9 protein-coding genes and 1 pseudogene are annotated in these 22,948 nt (G+C 45.5%); all 10 read right to left on the bottom strand.

Going from position 1 to position 22,948, the window contains the following annotated elements:
• Positions 1 to 14: 14 nt before the first annotated feature.
• Positions 15 to 1,349, bottom strand: coding sequence for an acetyl-CoA carboxylase biotin carboxylase subunit (locus tag CDO84_RS08855; protein WP_040083015.1), 1,335 nt, complete (start codon positions 1,347 to 1,349; stop codon positions 15 to 17).
• Positions 1,350 to 1,358: 9 nt separating this feature from the next.
• Positions 1,359 to 3,008, bottom strand: a complete 1,650-nt coding sequence (locus tag CDO84_RS08860; protein WP_040083014.1) for an AMP-binding protein — start codon at positions 3,006 to 3,008, stop codon at positions 1,359 to 1,361.
• A 43-nt stretch (positions 3,009 to 3,051) separates the two neighbouring features.
• On the bottom strand, positions 3,052 to 4,194 hold the full coding sequence (locus CDO84_RS08865) for an acyl-CoA dehydrogenase (protein ID WP_040083013.1): 1,143 nt from the start codon (positions 4,192 to 4,194) through the stop codon (positions 3,052 to 3,054).
• 90 nt (positions 4,195 to 4,284) lie between these two features.
• Positions 4,285 to 4,590, bottom strand: a complete 306-nt coding sequence (locus CDO84_RS08870; protein WP_082033045.1) for a DUF5367 family protein — start codon at positions 4,588 to 4,590, stop codon at positions 4,285 to 4,287.
• 108 nt (positions 4,591 to 4,698) lie between these two features.
• A pseudogene (locus CDO84_RS08875) lies at positions 4,699 to 5,279 on the bottom strand (TetR/AcrR family transcriptional regulator).
• 109 nt (positions 5,280 to 5,388) lie between these two features.
• A complete protein-coding gene (locus CDO84_RS08880) occupies positions 5,389 to 5,955 on the bottom strand; it encodes a GNAT family N-acetyltransferase (RefSeq protein WP_040083011.1) in 567 nt (188 codons plus the stop codon).
• Between the two features lie 118 nt (positions 5,956 to 6,073).
• A complete protein-coding gene (locus CDO84_RS08885) occupies positions 6,074 to 7,606 on the bottom strand; it encodes a glycoside hydrolase family 10-like protein (protein ID WP_040083009.1) in 1,533 nt (510 codons plus the stop codon).
• Positions 7,607 to 7,759: 153 nt separating this feature from the next.
• Positions 7,760 to 8,152: a DUF1360 domain-containing protein gene (locus CDO84_RS08890; RefSeq protein WP_014476970.1), complete on the bottom strand. Its 393-nt coding sequence runs from the start codon at positions 8,150 to 8,152 to the stop codon at positions 7,760 to 7,762.
• Between the two features lie 111 nt (positions 8,153 to 8,263).
• Positions 8,264 to 12,103: a non-ribosomal peptide synthetase gene (locus CDO84_RS08895; RefSeq protein ID WP_082033044.1), complete on the bottom strand. Its 3,840-nt coding sequence runs from the start codon at positions 12,101 to 12,103 to the stop codon at positions 8,264 to 8,266.
• Positions 12,104 to 12,110: 7 nt separating this feature from the next.
• Positions 12,111 to 22,925 (bottom strand): non-ribosomal peptide synthetase, encoded by a 10,815-nt coding sequence (locus CDO84_RS08900; RefSeq protein WP_088299187.1) that lies wholly within the window; start codon positions 22,923 to 22,925, stop codon positions 12,111 to 12,113.
• Between the last annotated feature and the right edge of the window lie 23 nt (positions 22,926 to 22,948).

The raw sequence follows: 22,948 nt of genomic DNA on the forward strand, positions 1-22,948 counted from the left end.
AACAACTGCCTCCTTTATAGGTGTTGTTTCAAAAAGTCAGTCGTAACATCCCCTTCTTTAAATGCCTTTGATGCCGCAGCCTGTATGAGAAGCGGAAGATTTGTTTTGATTCCTTCTACATGGTAGTCGCGAAGCGCTGTCTCCAGTTTTTCAATCGCTTCTGTTCTGGACTGGCCTTTGACGATCATCTTAGCGATCATCGGGTCATAAAAAGGGGTAACAATGCTGTCTTTTGCTACCGCACATTCGTGTCTGACCCCTTTATGGTCAGGGAGTGAGAACGCAGTGATCGTGCCTGGTGACGGGTAGAAGGTCTTGGGGTCTTCCGCGTATATTCTCACCTCTATCGCATGCCCGTTTCGTTTGATGTCTTTTTGAGAGAATGTGAGTGTATGGCCCGCAGCAATTCGCAGCTGCTGCTCAACTAAGTCCAGGCCAGTTATTTCTTCAGTCACGGGGTGTTCAACTTGCAGTCTCGTATTCATTTCGAGGAAATAAAAATTTTGCTTTTGGTCAACTATAAATTCGATGGTGCCTGCGTTCGTATAGCCGATCGCCTTTGCTGCTTTTACTGCCGTTTGCCCAATCCTCATTCTCAGTTCATCGTCTACAAATGGAGACGGCGCTTCTTCAATGACTTTTTGGTGGCGCCTCTGAACTGAGCAATCACGTTCAAACAGATGTACTGTATGGCCGTGTTGATCGGCTAAAAGCTGAACTTCGATATGGCGTGCATGTTCAATGACTTTTTCTATATACATTGATCCGTCACCGAAAAAATCTGCCGCGCGCTTTTTGTTCCCCTCGAACGCTTTTTTTAATGCTTCTTCATTTTCAACAAGCTGCATTCCGATGCCGCCTCCGCCCGCTGAAGCTTTCAGCATGACAGGATATCCGATTTGACTAGCAGTGCGGCAGGCTGCCTCTATGTCTTCGAGGGGTTCTGAAACGCCGGGCACCACAGGGACACCCGCAGCCTCCATTGCTTTGCGCGCTTCAATTTTGCTGCCCATCTTTGCAATGATATCGGGTGAAGGTCCGATAAACACGATGTTTTCTTGCTTGCAGCGTTCAGCAAATCGGCTGTTTTCTGATAACAATCCATATCCCGGGTGGATCGCGTCGGCATTTGCTTTTTTTGCCGTCTCTATGATTCTCTCTATATTTAAATAACTTTCTCTGACTCTTGATTCCCCGATCAAATAAGACTCTGTAGCGGCTTTTGTATGGGACGCTTCCTTGTCTGCTTCTGAATAAACCGCGACTGTTTTGATGCCTAGACGGCTGCACGTTCGGATAATTCTCATTGCAATTTCTCCGCGGTTGGCGATCAGTACTTTAGTAAACATGATTTCACCTCATTGAGTTGATGATAAGTTGAACATTTCAATGGTTTTTTCTCGCAGTTTATATTTTTGAATTTTACCTGAAGCCGTCATCGGATAGTCGTCTGTAAAAATCACATAACGCGGAATTTTGTGGCGGGCGATTTTTCCTTTGCAATATGCTTTAAGCTCATCAGATGAAACGCTTTTCCCGTCTTTTAGTTTAATCCAGGCTGCAGCCTCCTCCCCGAATTTGGCGTCAGGCACACCAACGACCTGTACGTCTAAAACAGCGGGATGCCGGTATAAAAATTCTTCAATTTCCCGCGGGTAAATGTTCTCGCCGCCTCTGATGAGCATATCTTTTAATCTTCCGGTGATACGACAGTACCCGTCTTCATCCATGACAGCAAGATCTCCTGTAAATAGCCATCCGTCATGATTGATTGCTTTTCTGGTCGCTTCTTTGTCTTTATAATAGCCTTTCATGACGTGATAGCCGCGGGTGCATAGCTCTCCCTGCACGCCTCTTTGAACTTCTTGGCATGTCCCGGGCTCTACAATTTTCACTTCAGTATGCGGCAGGGCTCGGCCGGTTGTTTCGACTCTTCTTATGAAGGAATCATTTGCCCTCGTTTGCGTAATGACCGGCGAGGCTTCTGTTTGTCCATAGGCGATTGTAATGTCTTTCATGCCCATCCTTTCAATCACAGCTTTCATTACTTCACTTGGACAAGGAGAGCCGGCCATGATGCCTGTTCGGAGCGTTGATAGATCATATGCATCAAAATCCGGATGATGCAGCTCGGCGATAAACATGGTAGGCACACCATGCAGCGCTGTGCATTTCTCTTTTTCTACCGTTTTAAGGACGGTAACGGGATCAAATTCTGGAACAGGTATCATGGCTGCCCCGACGGACACACATGCCAAAACCCCGAGCACGCATCCGAAGCAGTGAAAAAACGGAACCGGGATGCACATGCGGTCTTGAGCGGATAAAGCCATACATTCAGCGATATTGGCAGCGTTATTGATGACATTAAAATGGGTCAGCATCACGCCTTTTGGAAACCCTGTTGTTCCTGATGTGTATTGCATGTTAATCACATCGTCTTTATCCAGGCTGTTCATTCTTGCTTCCAGCTCAGCATCTGTCACTGTTTTTGCCAATATCTCTATATCGTCCCACTGATACAAGCCAGGCAATCGTTTATTGCCAATATAGATCAGCGTTTTTAAAAAGGGATAGCGTTCAGATTTCAGTTGGCCGGGCTTTGCTTCTTGCAGTTCTGGTATTAAACGGTTCACGATGTCTGGATAAGAAGTGCCCCTGTATGAATCCATGATGATAAGCGCCGCGGCATCCGATTGCTTTAACAAGTAATCAAGCTCGTGTGCTTGATAATTGGTATTGACGGTTACGAGCACGGCTCCGATCTTCGCAGTTGCGAACTGGACGGCAAGCCATTCAGGGATATTAGAAGCCCATATGGCGACGTGATCTCCTTTTCCAATCCCCATCCGCATAAGACCTTTAGCGGTTTGACGGCACAGACTGTCAAATTGGGCGTACGTATAGCGGATATTCCGGTCTGGATACACAACCGCGTCTCGATGGGGATGCGCTTCAGCTGTTTGTTCCAGCAGCCTGCCGATTGTGGAATGGATGAGTTCAGCCATTGATTGTTCCTCCTTTCTTAATGATTAGAAAGCGTTTACATTTTCATTTTAAAAGCTGTCTGGCGATCACGAGGCGCTGAATTTCAGATGTGCCTTCACCGATTTCCATTAATTTTGCATCCCGCAGCATCCGTTCCACCCCGTACTCTTTCATATATCCTGAACCTCCATGGATTTGAATGGCTTGATTGCAAGCTCTAGTCGCCATTTCAGATGCGAACAGCTTGGCGTACGCCGCTTCTTTTGTGAACGGACGATTATGGTCTTTCAGCCAGGCGGCTTTTAACACCATTTGCCGTGCCAGATCAATTTCCATCGCCATGTCAGCAAGCTTAAATTGAATCGCTTGGAAGGAAGAAATCGGCTGTCCAAATTGCTTCCGTTCTTTCGCATATGCCAATGATGCGTCAAGTGCCGCCTGGGCAATGCCAACCGCAAGAGCAGCAATGGAGATTCGCCCGCCGTCCAGCGTATATAGAAATTGTTTAAATCCTTTTGTTGGATCGCCGAGTAAGTTGCCCGCAGGCACTCTTACATCCTCAAGCAAAATTTCTGCTGTATTCGAACCACGGACGCCCATTTTATCGTACGGGCTCGTAATCGTGAGTCCTGGTGTGTCAGTTGGCACAATCAATGCGGAGATGATGTTTTTTCCGTCTTTGGTTTTGCCTGTTACCGCGGTCACAATAACTGTCCGTGCGTAGCTTGCATTTGTAATCCAGCACTTTTCGCCGTTGATTACATACTCGTCACCATTTGAAATCGCTTTTGTTTGAGTGCCCCCCGCATCTGAGCCGGCATTTGGTTCCGTCAGGCCGAATGATCCGAGTGCTGTGCCCGAAGCCAGCGGCGTCAAATGCGTCCGTTTTTGTTCTTCTGTTCCAAAGTAATAGAGAGGGCTGGCGCCTAATGAGACCGCTGCAGCGTAGCTTAATCCAGTACTGCCGCAAGCTTTGCCGACTTCTTCAACCGCTAAGGCATATGAAATCGTATCACCGCCAGATCCGCCGTACTCTTCTGGAAATGGAATACCCATCAGCCCAAGTTCACCCATTTTTTTGAATGTTTGGATCGGGAACTCGCCCGTTTGATCTACATGTTCAGCGTGAGGAGCAATTTCTTTTTTCGCAAAATCTTTTACCATTTCACGCACCATTTGTTGTTCTTTTGTCAGCTCAAAATTCACGTCGTTTCCTCCTTCACATCTTTGTAACATTTTATTAGGCGAGTTCTATAATCATTCCCTGACAAGAAAAGTCTGAAAATTAAAACTGAATCATTTTTTATGTGATAATATCAGCGGAATGAGCAAATACATGCCGTAGGCGCATACCATCCATATCGCAAACGCAATGACTTGGCCCTTTGATAGAGCCGGGAAGATGATGGGATGATTCCAAAGGGAAATCGTATCAATCAATAAACCGACCGCTGACCCCCATATACCGAGCTTGATCACCGCGTATTGTGATCGGTCGAGTTTTTGATAGAGAAAGAACACAAGGCATAAAAAAATGGCGGTGCCCGCTTCCAAGAGAAGAAAGCTCATCAAAAAGGCTTCTTCAGCCGGATCAGTCAACACAGCGTTTCCGAACAGAACAAAAAATAATGTGGCACCTAACCAAACTAGAAATGAAAACGTAAGGGCCAGTCTTAATTGCTGGGAAAACATGTTTGATCTCCTTTCGTGTTACATCATTTTTTCAGTCAGCTTCACCAGCATCCATTCGAGCTCTTGATAGACATCTTCGGTTGAAAAATTTTTAGAGACGAGAGACTGAATAGCAAGCCCGTCTATTAAAGCGTTCAGCATGATTCCCCATGTTGTTAAGGAAACGCCTTCAATTGGAGATGTGCCCCACAATCGAGTGAGCTCTTCTGTCAGAAGTTGATTTTCGGATTGTAAGAGATGACTTAGCTGTTCTTTGATCCGTTCATTTTGAAATCCTGATACGGTCAGCGTTAAAAATAGCCGGTGGAAATCAGCGCTATCTTTCGTTCGAGATTTTGCGGACAACAGTGCTTCTCTCACCTTTTCGATTGACGAAAGGCGGCTGTTTTTTACGTTCGCCCAAGAGCTGCCGCACACGTGGCGAACACCTCCAGCATGAGGTTTTCTTTCGTGCGGAAATGATAATAAACCGTTCCTTGACTGACATTGGCTTGTTCTGCAACTGATTTTAACGTCAGTTTTTCTAAACCTTTTTCTGAGATGCATATCTTGGCTGATTCAATGAGTGTTTCTTTAGAAACGACATTTGGTTTTGCCATGGCGATCCTCCTTATAAATTAGTTAGTTAAATAACTAACTTTTATAATGACTATCATATGGAATGTCTGTGAAGTTCAATACGGATGATTTCCCCTTTTGAATAAATATTTACATGAATTCTTTCTTTAGAATGCCGTAGATTTCTAAATCGACAACTCCTTTGCCAGACCAATAGGAAGCTTGTCTGATGACGCCTTCCTTTATAAATTTGTTTTTGAGGAGGACGTTTTTTGAAGCACTATTTTCAGGCATGACTTCAGCCTGTATTCTGTTTACATTGACTTTGTGAAATAAAAACTCTATCACTATACTGACAGATTCAGTTGCAATGCCTTTTCCCCAATAGTTCTCAGCTAAGAAATACCCAATGGATACCATGTTTACTTTTTGATTAAAATCCATCGCTTCAATGATTCCAACCAATGTATTGTCTTGACTCTTTGGAAAAATCCCCCACTTGATTCTGCTTTTTTTATTGTAATCCCGATCAAAATGGCCAATCATGTTATGTACTGTTTTTATGTTATGTTTCGGGATGATTCCGCAGTAATCGAATACTTTTTCATTATCATAGATCGAAAACACGTCCTGTACATGGATCTCTTCGATTTTACTTAGTACTAGGTTCTCAGATTCCAATACTGGAAAATGTCCAAACACCGCTTCCACATTCATGCGAGTCTCTCCCTTGCTTTTTTTGTTTCTATAAAAATTTCAGCGGCTTATCATCATTTCCTGTTTCCAACATCATTTTTTAAAAAAAGACGACTTGGAAAGCCGTCCGTCTCATTTCTTATTTTGTTGTTCGTTTGGAAGCCTTGCTTTCATTATGAAGCCGGTCTGCTGAGGTGACATAATACGTATATTTCTTGTTAGGATCTGCCGAGTTATCTAAGAAGGTTTGCTGCTCATGTGTTTTTCTTTGCGTTGCCAGCAATGTTTTCTGCTTTTTCCCTTCGGCTCTGTATATTGCGTAATAGGCTGTTTCTTTCGTTTTTTGATTTGATGGATGGTCTTTAATCTGCAGAAGGTTGCCGTTTTTGTTTTCGATGACTTTTGTAAGCTTCGGTTTTTTTGGAGCGGTACTGTCAAGCCAAGGCATTTGCGGAACCAATGCCGGCTTGCTGTAAAGATCAGTGATGAGCCTGTCTTTGATGCCAAGCGGATTTTTGTTGAGGTCCTTGAGGCTGAAATGCATGCTTCCTTTTACCAGCTCATGCTGACGGTTCAACGTGATTTGCCGCACATATTCCTCGGGGTCGGACCAAGGCGGATCAAAATTGTTATTGATTTTATATGCTGCCTGGCCAATATATAAGTGAACAGGCCTATTTTTAACTTCATTGCTCCACCAATCAGCCAGCACGTCGTAAGCCGCTGCGTTAAAGCCGATACTCCAATAAATTTGCGGAGCGATATAATCGATGTCACCTTCTTGGATCCAATGTCTTGTGTCTGCATATAGGTCGTCATAATTTCTGACGCCTGCTTTTGTATTCGATCCGGTCGGGTCATCTGCGGCGTTTCTCCATACGCCAAAGGGACTGATGCCGAATTTGACATACGGTTTTGCAGCTTTAATTGTTTGGTTGATTTGTTTGACAAGCTGGTTCACATTGTCCCGCCGCCAGTCATCAATATTCGAAAAAGCGTGTTTTCCGTATTGTTCATACTGTGCTTGATCAGGAAATTCCTTTCCCGCTATTTTATAAGGATAAAAATAATCATCCATATGAACGGCATCGATATCATAATGTTTTACGACTTCTTCAATTCCTTTAACGATAAAATCTCTCGCTTCTGGAATGCCCGGATGATAATACAGCTGGTTTCCGTAGGCGGCAACCCAGTCTGGATGTTTTCTTGCCGGGTGATCTTCAGACAATTTATTAAGATCTGTATGATTCATCGTAATACGGTAAGGATTAAACCACGCGTGATATTCCAAATTTCGTTTGTGGGTTTCCTCAATCATAAATGCAAGCGGATCATAGCCTGGGTCTTTCCCTTGGACACCTGTTAAGTATTCAGACCAAGGTCCGTATGCGGATGGATAAAAGGCATCAGCCGTCGGTTTAATCTGAACAATAACGGCATTCATTCCCATTTTTTGCACATCATCCAGCAGTTTGCTATACTCCTGCTTTTGCTTTTCAACCGATAACCCTTTTTTTGACGGCCAATCAATGTTCAATACGGAAGCTATCCATACGGCTCTCAGCTCCCTGTCAGACTGTGCATTGGCCATAAACGGAACGGAGATGACAAACGTTCCGACGATCAAGCTGACAAGGAAACGGACAATCGACTTTTGGCAAACCTTCATTCTGTTTCTTCTCCCCCATTACATCACTTTCACTATTCGCTATTACGGTATTCCCGGGCTATAAAAGGGTGATTAACAGAATGAAGAAATCAGGATTTATGTCTATCTCACTAAATAAACGAAAAAAGTCCTAAAGCATGTTGTGAGCCGCTTTTAGGACTTTTTATCATTCATCATGGTTTGCAGGCTTTTTAACACATCAATGAGTTTTACGCCGACACCGACAGCGGTTTCAAGGATCGCTTGTGCCCCGGCGATGGCTAAAATAAAGATCAGCGGTATAGCAATACGAGGCAAAAAAAGATAGCCAAGTCCGATCAAGATGGCACACCAAACACCGGCACACCAGTAGCAATTGAGCATGTATCCAAAGTTAGAAGCCGGCACGCTTTTTTCGTCTACATGCCCGTTTTGATCTACAATCCTTTTCTTTTTCATAAAAGGTTTTCGGATAAATTCTGTGATTTTGTCGAATACAATCAAATGTGTCAGCCTGTAACTGGCTAGAATCAGCATGATAAATGTAAGAAAAGATAGGTGATCCATGGGAAGCCTCCAAGAAAAAGGATAATGTTATCATTCCCTAGTGTCCTTTATCCATTCTTGATACAAACAGAAAGACGGACAGAGAATGCATGCCTCTGTCCGCTAATTCGCTTATCGTTTTTGCAGTATCGCGTTATTTAAAGTGATCTTGTCTATTATGTCGAGGATGATGTCAGCATTCTTTTCAGCATATGTTCCTTCCAGCATGTCTTTATGAGCGCCAAAGCCCGTGTACTCACTGTAGGTTCCACAGGCTCCCTCCCATTTCGTCAAGCCTGTATGCCCGCTGGTTTCGGTTTGAATTCCAGCTTCAATGAAATGAATGTTTGCTTTGATGCGCCCTTCATTTAGCAATTGTGCCCAATATGCCTGATAGTTTCTCTTTTTCTTGATCACCTTTTCCCTGACCGCTTCAGGCAAATATGCTGCAGATTCGTCATTTCCGGTATCGATAGGCAAAGACTGTTTTTTGAGATAAGCGTCCACGATAATGAAGTCGCTGACTTCCAATCCTTTGCGCTCCATAGCCTGTGCCACTTCAAAAGCCAGGTTTCCGCCTGCCGAGTAGCCTAATAAAACGTATGGGCCTTCAGGCTGTATGTCCGTGATGCAATTAACATATTGTTCAATGCGGGTGTCGTGTTCAATAAAGTGAAATCCGTAGACAGATGCCTTGTCATTCAGCAATAAAGCAAGGTCTTTGAAATAAATGCCAAATCCTGATATCGGCGGGAAGCAGAACAGGTTTTGCGCGCCGTGCTGGTTCAGTTTGATCACATGCTGTTCATTTGCGTCTGTCAGCTGTTTAGAGTAAAGTGTTTCGGCAAGCTGAGCGATTGTCGGATGTTCGAATAACAAATCAATCGGTATATCAATTTGCTGCTGGTGCTTCAGTGTGTGTATGACCTGCAGTGCTTTTAGTGAATGTCCGCCAAGTGCAAAGAAGTCATCATCAATACTGATTGTGTTGACACCGAGAACATGCTTCCAAATGTTCGCCAATTCTTCCTCAACCAAGTTTCTTGGCAGTGTGATGTCCTTCCGTTTGTCAGGCTTATTTTCTGGTATAGGAAGAGCGCTGCGGTCTATTTTTCCATTTCCGGTCAGCGGCATCCGGTCCACACGCACCCAGTGCTGCGGGATCATATAGTCTGGGAGCACACGCGTCAAATCGGCACGTATCTCCTTTTCTGTTCGTTTGTCATCGCCGACGTAATGAGCGTACAGCTGTCCCTCTCCGTCAATTTCTCTCATTGTCACTGCCGCTTCCTGCACACCTTCCATTTCTAACAGGCGCGCTTCAATTTCGGCGGGCTCAATTCGTTTTCCGCGGATTTTCATCTGCCTGTCAATCCTGCTGATGTATTCTAAGTTTCCATCGGGCAGCCAGCGCGCCAGATCACCGGTACGGTATATTCTTTCTCCAGGCAAGAAAGGATGTGGAGAAAAAACAGCATTTGTCAGATCTTCTCTGTTCAAATAGCCTTTTGCGACTCCATCGCCGCCTACACAAAGCTCGCCGGGAACGCCTATTGGCAAAAGTTGCCCTTTTGCATCTAAGATATAAGCGGTGCTATTGCTGATTGGTTTCCCGATCGGAATCGGCCCTGCATAATCTCTTTTCATCTTAAAAAAGGTTGAAAATGTCGTGTTTTCCGTAGGTCCGTAAATATTATGAAGCGCAAGATCAGGACAGGCATGTCTGACAGCATTCATCAGGGCGGGAGAGAGTGCTTCTCCTCCGACATATAATGTATGGAGCCCGCTGAACATGTCTGCTCGTACCTGTGCCAGCTGATTAAAAAGAGCTGTCGTTAAAAATAGCACGGTGATGTCATTTTCAATCAAATACGCCCCAAACCGATCAGGTGACAGCAGTGTCGATTGGCCAATGATATGAAGGCTTGCACCATTTAATAGCGCCCCGAACATTTCAAAGGTGACGGCGTCAAAGCTGATAGATCCAGTCAGAATAAATCGGTCATCAACGGACGCAGACGTATAATTGCTGTTTTTGACAAGGGACACGACATTGCGATTGGTGATCATGACGCCTTTCGGCCGGCCTGTTGATCCTGAGGTATACATGATGTACGCAAGATCATCCGGGCTGGAGCTGATGTTGATAGGGATATCGTTCTCTTCCATCAATCCCTGCGCATCTGAAATGATACTTGTTCCTGAGAATGCAGTTGTTTGCTCCAGCCCCTTTTGAACAATCAGCATTTTTGCTTGCGTTTCCTCAAGCATAAAGCTGGCTCGTTCAGGAGGGAGCTCAGCATCAAGCGGGAGGTATGCTCCCCCTGCTTTTAAAACGGCAAGCACACTGATGATGAATTCGGGAGAATGAGCAGCCAATATTCCGGCTGTCTCGTTTTTCCGAAACCCTTTTTGATATAACGCTCTGGCGAGTGAATTAGAGCGTTTATCAAGCTCTTCATACGAAAAAGACATATTCCCATATACAAGTGCGGTATGGTCTGGTGTTTTTTCTGCTTGTTCTCGAAATAAATCGATAATTGTATGATTCTTTGGATACTCTGTTTTTGTATTGTTGAACTGTGTGACAATCTGCTCTTTTTCTGTTGCATCAAGAAAAGAAAAATCAGCAATAGGAATATCAGGATAATGTGCAGCTGTGCTTAGTGCTTGCGTAAATTGCCTCTTGATACAGCTGATCCAAGCAGCATCGTAAACGAACGCATTATAGCTGAATTTGATGACAAGTTCTTCGCCGGGAGCAACGACAAGATTAAAGTGATATCCTGATTGCTCGGATACTTGAACTTGATCGATTTGCAGCGGTGAATCGGTATGATCAGCGGAATCGGCGATTTTCTGCTGTATCGGATAGTTTTCAAAGACGATAATGTGATCAATCAGTTCCTGTTTTAATGAGGTGTTTGCCTGAATATCAAATAAAGGCTGACAGGTAAACGGCTCAGCTTCCAGCATTTCTTTCTGGCATCGTCTGAGCAGTTCTTGGAACGTTTCGCCTTGCTGTGTTTTAATGCGAACAGGAATGGTATTGATAAACAATCCTATCATTTGCTCCACGCCCGGAATTTCTGATGGTCTGCCTGATACAACCGCACCAAATACAACGTCGTCGGTGCGGTTATATTGCTGGAGCATAACGCCCCAGACGGCCTGAATTAGGGTAGCGAGGGTGGCGCCCTGTTGTTTGGCAGTCTCTTTCAGCTTGTCAGTCAGTGACTTACTTAATGAAAATACCAAATCTTCACGTTGATAACCTTCTTTTGTTTCTTCATCAGACACACGAGGCAGCGGTGATGGGGTGCTGTAGTTTTTTAAATATGAATCCCAGTACTCCGCCGCTGTTTCTTTGTCACGGTTTGTCAGCCAGGAAATATAGGTGCTGTACGGACGAACAGGGTCTAAAGAAAGCGGTTTTCCTGCATGAATCGATTGATAAATCCGCATAAATTCCTGAAGAACGATGCCAAGGCACCAGCCATCCATTAAAATGTGATGATGGCTCCAGACACAGACATGCTCCTCTTCAGCTGTTTTGAACAGAGAAATTCGCATCAGCATGTCTTTTTGCAAATCAAAGCCTTTTTGTTTGTCTCTTCCCTTAAAGCATTCAATATACTCATTCTGGTCGTTTGTTGGCAGATGGGAAATGTCTTCACTGCACAAATGAAATTCGCGTTCAGTCATCACGACTTGCCGAGGTCCCGACAAATGGGGGACGTGCGGCAAAAAGACGGTTCTGAAAATGTCATGGCGGTCGATGATGGTTTGAATGCTGCGCTGAAACCATTCATAACTGAGGCTTCCTTTAATGGTGAAGAGCGACTGTTCAACGTATGCCCCCTCCTCTTTACGGAGGAAGGAATGAAAGAGCATTCCCTCCTGCATGTGACTCAGAGGATAAATGTTCTTGATTTTTTTGATGTTATTCATAATGTCTGCACCTTTCTTCACGGATTCATTAGTGAAAACTGAGCATATCAGCAATCTCTTGCAGGGCGTCCTCGGTTAGTTCTTGATCATCAAAATCACTGATGGTCTTTTCTGTTTCTCTTTTGTTCTGGCAGTGTTCGATCAGCTGTAATAAAAATTGACGGCATGTTTCGCTAAGCTGTTCGATGGTTTTGTGCTCAAAACGGGTAGTGTCATAAGTCATATTGACAGTCATTTTCCCTTCTGCAGCGATTGCACTGATATCCAGTAACTGTTCACGATTCCATGTTGTGCTGATATCATCCCCGGCACCCAGCGGAGAGAATGAGAAGGCGTCCTCTTCAGGTGCTTCAGCTGGGCCGCTGCTTTCAAATTGCCCCAAATAATTGAAGCTGATTTCTGGCGTGCCTGTGAAATTGATGTCTTTTTTGTCAGGCGGCGTCAAATATTTGATGACACCGTAGCCGAATCCTTTGTCCGGTACGCGTCTCAGTGTATCTTTTGTTGTTTTTAGCACATGAACCATGTATTCTTCCGAAGCTGGCAAGTCTGCGTTCAGTTTAATCAATAACGGATAAATGGCGGTAAACCATCCAACCGTACGGCTCACATCTATCCCGTCTAATACACCCTCTCGCCCGTGTCCCTCTAATGATAGTTTGAAGGCGGATCGATTGGTCCAATGGTGCAGCGCAAGAATGACAGAAGACAGCAGCATGTCCTGCGTATCAGTGTTATATGCGCTGTTGGCGTCTTTTAATAGCGCAGCTGTCTCTTTCTCGTTTAAGGTATACGAAATCGTGGACCGTTTTCTCTCGTTTTCTCTGGTTCCGCCGATTTGATCAAAAGGCAGTGCTTCTGTTTGATATTCTTCGATTTCGCGCCAATACTTAAGCTGTTTCATTAGCTGCTGGCTTTCAGCGTAGTCAGAGAGCTTTTTCGTATACGCTTTAAATGAGCTTGTTTTAGGCGGCAGCTGAATCTCTTCCCCGCCTGCAGCTTGACGATAGCCTAAAGCCAAATCTTCTAGCAGCACTCGCCACGAAATACCGTCAACAACGAGGTGATGAGCAGATAAAAATAAGAAATCACCGTCAATTGTGTGAAATAGACCGGCTTGCAGCAGCGGACCATTTTTCAAATCCATTTTCTGCTGAATATCAAGTACATGGGTTTTGATAAGAGGTTCATACGGTCTATTACCATCAGTGCCGTCCGAAGCCGACAAATCAATAATCTGAAGGCCGTACAGCGCGTCGTCCGAATGACTGAGCGGCCGATTATATTGACTCCACTTTCCTTGTTCATTCTGTGTAAATACCATCCGCAGCGCATCATGATGACACGTTATTGCTTTTAACGTTTTACGAAGTGCCACCTCTTGTACAGAAGTGCTCCGATGCAGCATAACGGACTGATTAAAATGGTTTCTTTCTTTTATCTCTTGAGAAAGAAACCATTTTTGAACAGGCGACCATTGTACGTCTCCCTCAACCGCAGCTTGGCTGGAACTTGTATCTGAATCACGGATATAAGCTGCCAGTTCTTGAATGGTCGGATGGCTAAACAAATCTTTTACTGCCATTTGCTTTCCTATCCGATGAAGCCGCGCGGATACTTGTAACGCTTTGATCGAATCTCCTCCAAGTTCAAAGAACGAATCAGCAGTTCCGATTTTTTCTGCCCCCAGTACTTCTGTCCATATATCCGCCAGTATTTGTTCCATCTTGCTGGCTGGCGCGAGGAATGGACGTTCAGCTCCGCTCTTCGATACGGGTTTCGGAAGTGCTCTGCGATCCAGCTTGCCGTTAGGTGACAATGGAAGTGCATCCAGTTTTTCAATAAACGCAGGGTGCATAAACACCGGCAGCTTGTTTTGTAATTCTGAGCGTACAGTATTTGTGCTCAACTCTGGTTTTGTCACAATATAAGCGCTTAATTCGGTTTGTCCTGACGCTGTTACATGAGCAACTACTGCGGCGTCTTGTACACCGTTTATACAACGGATGACCGATTCAATTTCTTTCGTTTCTACACGGTATCCTCTGATTTTGACTTGATCATCGATTCTTCCCAGATATTCGATTGTTCCGTCGGCCATCCATCTAGCGGCGTCTCCTGTTCGGTACATTCGGGTTTCAGGTTTGAATGGGTTCTTTGTGAAGGCTCTCTCTGTCTGTTCCGGAAGATTGACGTACCCCCTTGCAAGCCCTGTTCCAGCTATACAAAGTTCTCCCGCAACACCGATTGGCTGAAGCTGATGACTGCTATTTAAAATCAGTACTTGAGTCCCGTCAATCGGTTGGCCGATGCTTACGCATGTCTGCTTTTCCATATGTCTCATGACGGTTGTTGCCACGCTGTTTTCTGTAGGCCCATATTCGTTGGCGAGTTCGGTATGCGGACAAATGGCCAAGCTGCGGTGGATCAATTCGCGGTCAACTGCTTCTCCCGCTAGTGTGACGACTCTAAGTGTCTTTACATCTGACGGCTGCACTACGTCCAAAAGCGCTCGATATAAAACAGGCACAATAATCATATGTGTAATCCGGTGACGAGACAGCTGATGCTTAATGGCCAGAATGTCCTTTGCTTCCTCTTCATGAAGCAGAACTGCTTTTGCACCTGACAAAAGCGGTGTGAACATACTAGTTAAAAAGCCGTCAAATGAGAAAGAAAAGAGCTGCAGGATGGCATCTGTCTCGTTGAATGCATAAGTGTTTCTCCGCCACAGAAGCGTGTTGGCAATCCCTTTATGCTCGACCATCACCCCTTTTGGACGGCCCGTCGTTCCTGAAGTATAAATGATATAAGCCAAATGATGGGTAGACGACACTTGCGGCAGCGGCGATTTGTCATAAGCCTCCGCACTCTCTATCGTCAAGACCTCTCCTTCAAAATCAGCAAGTTCTCTCCAATCCGCTTCATTTACTGTCAACAGTAGTTTCGTTTCGCTGTCGCTGAGAATATATCGTTTCCGTTCCGATGGGTATTCAGGATCAATGGGAACGTAACAGCCTCCGGCTTTCCACACACCAAGTATGGCTGCTACCATACTAAACGAACGATGCACCATGATACCTACTGGTGTGTCCGGTTTAACACCTCTGCTGCGTAATGTGTGTGCGATTCCATTGGACCACTCGTCTAGCTCCTGATAAGTCAGTGTTTTGTCTCCGCTGACAAGTGCAGACGCTTTTGGTGTTTGCGCAGCTTGCTGTTCAAACAATTGACTGATGGTTTGTATTTCGTACTGATTCGCTTTCCCGGTGTTAAACTCATTGAGCAGCTGGTTCCGCTCTTCTTGTGTCAGGACGTCGATATGGTTGAGTGTCACCTCCGGGTGTTTGCCGATGATGCGAAGTATATTTGTCAAGTGCGACGCCCAGCGTTCAATGGTGGTTTTCTCAAACAGTGCTGTTGAATATTCAAAAAGGAAATGGATGTTTCCGTCACCTTCAGATGCTTGTAATGTTAAATCGAACTTAGACACGAGATGAGAAACTTGTGCCGGCTTCATTTGCAAATCATGCAGTTGCAATGGCTCGTAATCATTATTTTGGACAACTAGCATAGCATCAAACAGCGGGTTTCTGCTCATATCCCTTGTCAATTCAAGCTTATCGACAAGCTCTTCGAACGGATAATCCTGATGCTCGTAGGCTTCCAATGCTGTCTCGCGCACTTCCTGCAAATACTGTACAAACGGCTTCCCGCCCTCCGGGCGTGTCCGCAGCGCCAGCGTGTTCACAAACATGCCGAGTATCGGCTCCAGATCCTTGTGCGGCCGGCCGGCAATTGGCGAGCCGACGATGATATCTTCCTGTCCGCTTAAGCGTGACAATAACGCTGTGTAGGCCGCAAGGAGCACCATGTACAGTGTGCTTCCGTTCTCCCTTGCCAGCTTGTGGAGCCCTGATGCGGCCTCTTGATCAAGCGTAAATGAGACCTTGTCACCCGCAAAGCTTCGCACCGGCGGGCGGGGTTGATCAGCCGGGAGATCCAGCACCGGCAGCTCGCCCTCGAGCTGCTTCAGCCAGTACGCCTCCTGCGTTTTGTACGTGTCTCCTGTTTTGAATCCTTCTTGCCATACGGCGTAGTCTTTATATTGAATATGAAGCGTCGGAAGGGCCCGGTTGTTGTACAGCTCTCCGAATTCCCGAATCAGAATGTTGACGGAAACACCGTCTGAAATGATGTGATGCATATCAACCAGCAACAGGTGCCGCTCATCTGATACCTTTACGATTTGGGCACGGAACAGCGGCGCTTGGCTGAGATCAAACGGCTTGATAAACGCGGCTGCGGCCTCCTGTTCAGTTTGGTCGCCGAGAACTGTCGTCTGTAATGTGAACGGCACCTCGTCATGGATGCGCTGCACCGGCTCACCGCCTCCATCCTGTTCAAAGGAGGTCCGCAGCGACTCATGGCGATTGATCAGCGCTTTGAAAGCCCTGTCCAGCCTTTCTGGATCAAGCTTCCCTTCCAGTTCTAATACAGCCGGCATATTGTAGCCTGTCCCTCCGTCCTCCAGCTGCTGAAGGACATAGATCCGCTTTTGGGCAGATGAAACCGGATAGGTCTCACGCTGTTCCGTCGGCTTTATCGCTTCATATGGACTGTCCGTTCCTTCACGGATAACAGAAGCCAGTCCTTCTATCGTCGGATGGGCAAACACATCTTTCAGTGGCACCTGTACATCAAATTCTTTTGAGATTCGGGAGACAAGCGCCGTTGCTTTTAAGGAATGTCCTCCGCGGTCAAAGAAGTTGTCGTGAATCCCGACAGGGCCGTTTTTCAGGACGTCTTCCCACAGCTGGGCAAGCTTCATCTCGGTCACATTTCTTGGCGCTGTGTAGGTCTCTGCATCTGCCGCTCCGTTAGGAGCTGGCAGGGCGTTCCGGTCCAGCTTTCCGCTTGGAGTAACCGGCCACTGTTCCATCTCGATCATATGGGCTGGGATCATGTAGCCCGGCAGCTGTCTCTCAAGCTGCGCCCGCACTTCGTTTCTTTCGAGCCCTTCTATATAAGCGCATAATTCCGGCTCGCCGCTGTCTGTCCGTACGGTAACGGCCGCTTCCCTTATGCCTTCTATGCTTCTAAGCGCTGCTTCAATTTCTCCAGGCTCAATCCGGTAGCCGCGGATTTTCACCTGATCATCCGTGCGGCCGAGGAATTCCATATTCCCGTCAGGGAGCCAGCGGGCTACATCCCCTGTTTTGTACATGCGTTCCCCCGGGTAAAAGGGATCCTCAAGAAAACGCTCCTCTGTTAAGGCCGGCCGATTCAAATAACCTCTGGCCACACCCGCTCCGGCAATGTACAGTTCACCGATACATCCGGCAGGCAGCATCCGATGCTTCTGATTGAGAATATACAATCTGACATGGTGAACAGGTTTGCCAATAGGAATTCGTTCAAGTTTTTCATGCATCGGACAATCAAAGAATGAAGCTTCTACAGTTGCCTCTGTTGGCCCGTAGGAATTGGTTAATGCAACATTTGGAAGCAACTCGCTAAATCGGGAGACGAGATGGGCCCCCAGCTGCTCTCCACCGGAAAACACCCGCTTGAGTCCGTTTGGCTTCTTCATCGGTACAGAGCGATTTTTTATATGTTCTAAAAAGGCATGTAGCATTGAAGGCACAAAATGCATAGCTGTGATCTCTTGTTCTTCTATGGCCTTTGCGATCACTTCAGGTTCTTTTTCGCCTCCCTGAGGAAGCAGATAAACAGAAGCACCGGCATAAGGCCACCAAAACAGCTCCCATATTGAAGCGTCGAATGAATAAGATGTTTTATGCATAATCACATCTGATTGCTTCAGTTGATAACGGGACTGAAGGGAATTCAAAAAATTCACCGCTGATCGATGTTCAACTTCAACGCCCTTAGGCATCCCGGTAGAGCCGGATGTATAGATGACATAGGCTAAAGATTGCGGGAGAACGTCAACATTCGGATTGGACAAACGATGTTTCAGCCCGTTATTTGTCCGATTGAGATAAAGAATCTCTCCTGCAAATGCCGGAACATGAAGGCCGTCAGACTGAAGCAGAAGAATGTTTGTACCGCTGTCTTTGAGCAGAAAGCTGATTCGTTCTTCCGGATAATCCGGGTCAATGGGCAGATAAGCGCCGCCCGCTTTAAGAATGCCATAAATGCCAATCAGCATTTCAGGCGAACGCCTTCCCATAATGGCAACTGTTGTTTCAGATTTTACTCCCCGTCCAATCAGCTCCCAGGCGATACGGTTAGCCTGTTCATTCAATTCTTTATAGGTCATCGCTCCAGCTTCAAAGATAACGGCTGTCTGATCAGGCGTTTTTGCTGCCTGCATTTCGAGTGCATAGTGGAGCGTTTGATTCATCGGATAGCCCGTCCCCTGAACCGGATGGCATGATTCAATGAAATCTCTCTCTTCTTCTTTTGTTAAGAGTGGAATGTTGTCCAATTCTGTTTCAGGACTGGCAGCTGTATGTTCCACAAGGGTGGTGAAAAGGCCGGCCCACCTTTGGATGGTTTCTTTCTCAAACAAAGCTGTACTGTATTCAAACTGACAGAAAAGTTCGGAATCGTGTTCTGTAACATACAAGGAAATATCGAATTTTGATATTGGATGATGCAAGTCCTTCCATTGAAGCTGTACATCTTTCATTTTCAGCTTTTGCTGTTCCATATTCTGAAGGACAAGCGTTGTGTCAAACAGTGGATTCCGGCTCATTTCCCGCTGTACGCCGAGTTTATCCACGAGCTCTTCAAACGGATAATCCTGATGCTCGTACGCTTCCAGTGCCGTTTGTCTGACTTCTTTCAGAAATTCTTCAAATGTCTTATGACCGGCCGGGCGTGTGCGGAGAGCCAATGTATTGACGAACATCCCAAGAACAGCTTCAAGATCGGCATGGGGCCGTCCGGCGATAGGTGAACCAATCACGATATCATCCTGAGCGCTTAACCGTGATAAAAAAGATGAATACAAAGCGAGCAGTGTCATGTAAAGTGTGCTGCTGTTTTTATGGGCGAGCTGTTTTATCCGGGACGTGAGCTCTTTATCCATTTGAAAGGTTACTTTTCCGCCTGCGAATTGCCGTTCTGCCGGACGGCGTTTATCTGTAGGAAGCTCTAGTACAGGGAGGTCTCCGCTAAACTGCTGCAGCCAGTAAGTCTCCTGCTTTTGATACGAGTCTCCCTTTTTAAAAAGCTGCTGCCAGACGGCGTAATCTTTATACTGGATCCGCAGCGGCTTAAGCTGCCGTTTTGCATAAAGATCGGTGAATTCTCGGATTAGGAGCTGAACGGATACGCCATCTGAAATAATATGGTGCATATCTACCAGCAATACATGCTTCTCGTTCGACACTTTTACAAGACCCGCTCTAAATAACGGCGCTTGATTGAGATCAAAGGGACGAACAAATCTCTCGATATCGGTCTCTCTGCTTAATTCAAACGGTACCTCGGTGTGAATACGCTGAACAGGCTCGCCATCTGCCCCGGATACAAAGGAAGTTCGAAGAGGCTCATGCCGACTGATCAGTTCTTTACATACAGCAGACAGGTTAGCGACATCCAGTGTCCCTTCCAGTTCTAAGACCGCAGGCATATTATAGGCGACACCCTCATCAAGCTGCTGAAGCACATAGATCCGTTTTTGAGCGGAAGATACAGGATATGCCGCCCTTTCTTCTGCCGGTTCAATTGCTGCATACGGATTTTCTTCTGCATTTCGAATGATTGAAGCTAACCCTTCCACTGTCGGATAGGCAAAAATGTCCTTAAGCGGAACTTGCACATGAAATTCCTTTGCAATCCGTGACATCAGCACTGTTGCTTTTAGAGAGTGGCCGCCATGATCAAAAAAATTGTCTTGGATGCCTATAGAGCCATTCTTCAGCACATCTTCAAATAGTTGTGAAAGCTTTGCCTCTAACAGATTACGAGGGGCAGTATATGGATTTCCGCTGATCGAAGCATCTGGCTCTGGAAGTGCTGATTGATCTACTTTGCCATTTGGGGTAAGAGGTATGCTGTCAACCCATACCCATTTCGCCGGAATCATGTATTCTGGCAGCTCACTAGCCATATAGCTGCGTAAATCTATTGCATTCAGATTTTGTACACTGCAATAGTAAGCGCATAATTCATATTCACCGTTTTCATCTTGTCTGATGAGAATGGCAGCCTCTTTTATGTCCGGATGATTCATTAACGTGACTTCGATTTCTTGCGGCTCAATTCGATAACCCCTGATTTTCACTTGATTGTCTGCCCGTCCGATATATTCGATGTTGCCGTCTTCAAGCCGTCTGGCCAAATCACCTGTACGGTACATGATCGCACCAGGCCTGAATGGGTCGGATGAAAATTTGTCGCGTGTCAGTTTATCGTGATTGACATAACCTCTGGCAACACTTGCGCCGGAAATATAGAGTTCACCAGGTACGCCGCAGGGCTGCAGCTGTTTTTGGTGATTTAAAATATATAGATCAGTACAGCCTATCGGTTTACCGATTGGCGGAAACTCCGGAATAGGGCCTCCCGGATGAATGGTATACGTAGATACGACATGAGTCTCTGAAGGTCCGTAATGATTGTGCAGGTGCAGGCCGCGCTCACGCAATACGTCCTGAAAAAGCTCTGAAATTATTAATTGTTCCCCGGCTGCAATCAAGTGTTTGACGCCATAAGGAAACGAGTTCGCCAGTTGCTGTTCGCTGAAAATCATTTTGATAAAAGCAGTTGGGAGAAACACAATATTCGTCTGTTGCTTGTTTATAAATGCAAACAGCTGAGGCACATCTCTTTTTATGGATTCTGGCACGATGTGCAGTGTGCCGCCTTTCAGAAGCGCAGAAAATATTTCTTGATAGCAGACGTCAAAGGCAGGTGTCGCAAATTGCAGAACATCTGCTTCGAAATCAATGCCAGAGTGTGCATATTCGAACTTCAGCAAGTTAGCCATGTTTCGATGCTCAAATTGAACACCCTTTGGTTTACCTGTTGTACCTGACGTATAAATGATATACAGCAGATCGTCAGCATTATTGACTGACTTCATGTTACTGCCGTCTTCTTTGCTTTCGATATCTTCTGCATGAGTGATAATGTAATTGTTTTCTAACGATGAGGAGAGATGCGCTTGTGAAACAACATGCGAACAGCCGCAGTCATTTAGAATATAACGGATTCTGTCAGCTGGATAATACGGATCAATCGGAACAATAGCGCCGCCTGCCTTTAAGATTCCAAGAACACCTGTGATAAACGCCGCTGAGCGTTCCATCATAATCGCAACGGGCTCCTGTCTCGCAACACCCTTCATTCGTAAATGCCGCGCCAATCTGTTAGCCGATTTATTCAGTTCTTTGTATGTTAACGAGCAGGCTTGATCAATTACCGCATAAGCATCCGGCGTCTTTTCTGCTTGTGTTTCAAACATGGCATGGATGGTTTCGTAAACTGGTGTTCGATCTGCGATTTCTCCAATCAGCTGCCGCTTTTCAGTGTCTGTCGTAATCTCGATTTCGCCAGGTGAAAGATTCGGATTGTGTAAGATTTGCGATACAACATTCAGAAGATGCTCCTTGACAGAAAGCACAAAAGACCGATCATGCTGCTCAGCATCATAGCTCATTTTTATATGGATTTCTTCTCCTGGCGCTACCATAAGATAAAAGCTGTAGTTGGTTTCATCTGCGACAGCGAAGTTATGAATCTGAAAAAGATCTGAAGCATGGTCCTGTTTGTTGAGCATTTGAATCTCTTGCTGCACCGGATAGTTTTCAAATACGAGAATATGGTCAATCAGCCCTTGCTTAACCGCTGAACGGGCTTGAATCTCATATAAAGGATGGTAGCTGTATGCTTCAGCGGCAAGTCGGTCTTTTTGCATATCTTTTATGAGCTGTAGAAATGGTGTTTTTGCCCCCTGCACCCGAACCGGTATCGTGTTAATGAAAAGACCTACCATTTGTTCAATGCCTTCGATTTCGGCGGGTCTTCCAGACATGACAGAACCGAATACGGCGTCATCATGATTATTATATTTTTGAAGCAGAATGCCCCAAATGGTATGGAAAATCGTACTGAGTGTCACTTCTTCTCTTGCTGCAAGCTCCGAAAGCCTGCTGCTTTCTTTCTTAGAGAATGAAAACGTAACGTGTTCCTGCCTGCTTCTCCCTTTTGTTTTTTTCTGCTTTGGGAGCATGGTTTGCTGTTCATAGCCGGAAAGGTAATGATCCCAATATGAAACCACCTGCTCTTTGTCTTGCTCCATCAGCCATTTGATATACCTTCCGTATGGCTGAACCGGCTCTAGTGATATAGCGGATTCATTTACATAAGATGCATAAATATGAAGAAACTCCTTTAACACAATGCTGAGGCACCAGCCGTCCATCATGATGTGATGAAAGGTCCAAATACAAGTGTATTGGCCCTCTCCTGTTTGAATCAGAGTGATGCGCATGAGCAGATCTTTCTGCAAGTGAAACCCTTGAGCGCGGTCTTTTTCTTTCAATTGTTCGATAAACTGTGATTGCTTCTCTTTGTTTAAATGCGTAATGTCTTTTTCCTGCACGACGACATTGCGTTCTCTCAGGACAACCTGCTGGGGAGAGGAAACATTTTGACTGATAAAAATCGTCCTGAAAATATCGTGTCTTGCGACAAGAGCATTGATGCTGTTTTGAAAATACTGCGGATTGACTTTTCCTGCTATTGTAAAAGAAGCTTGCTCAACATATGCCTGTGAATCTTTTTGCAGGAGGGAATGGAAAAGCATCCCTTCCTGCATGTAAGACAGCGGATAAATATCCTGAATTGAATTCGATTTTGTCATGTTCATGTCTCCCTGTCACGATT

The organism is Bacillus sp. MD-5 (assembly GCF_002201875.1).
Lineage (GTDB): Bacteria > Bacillota > Bacilli > Bacillales > Bacillaceae > Bacillus > Bacillus stercoris.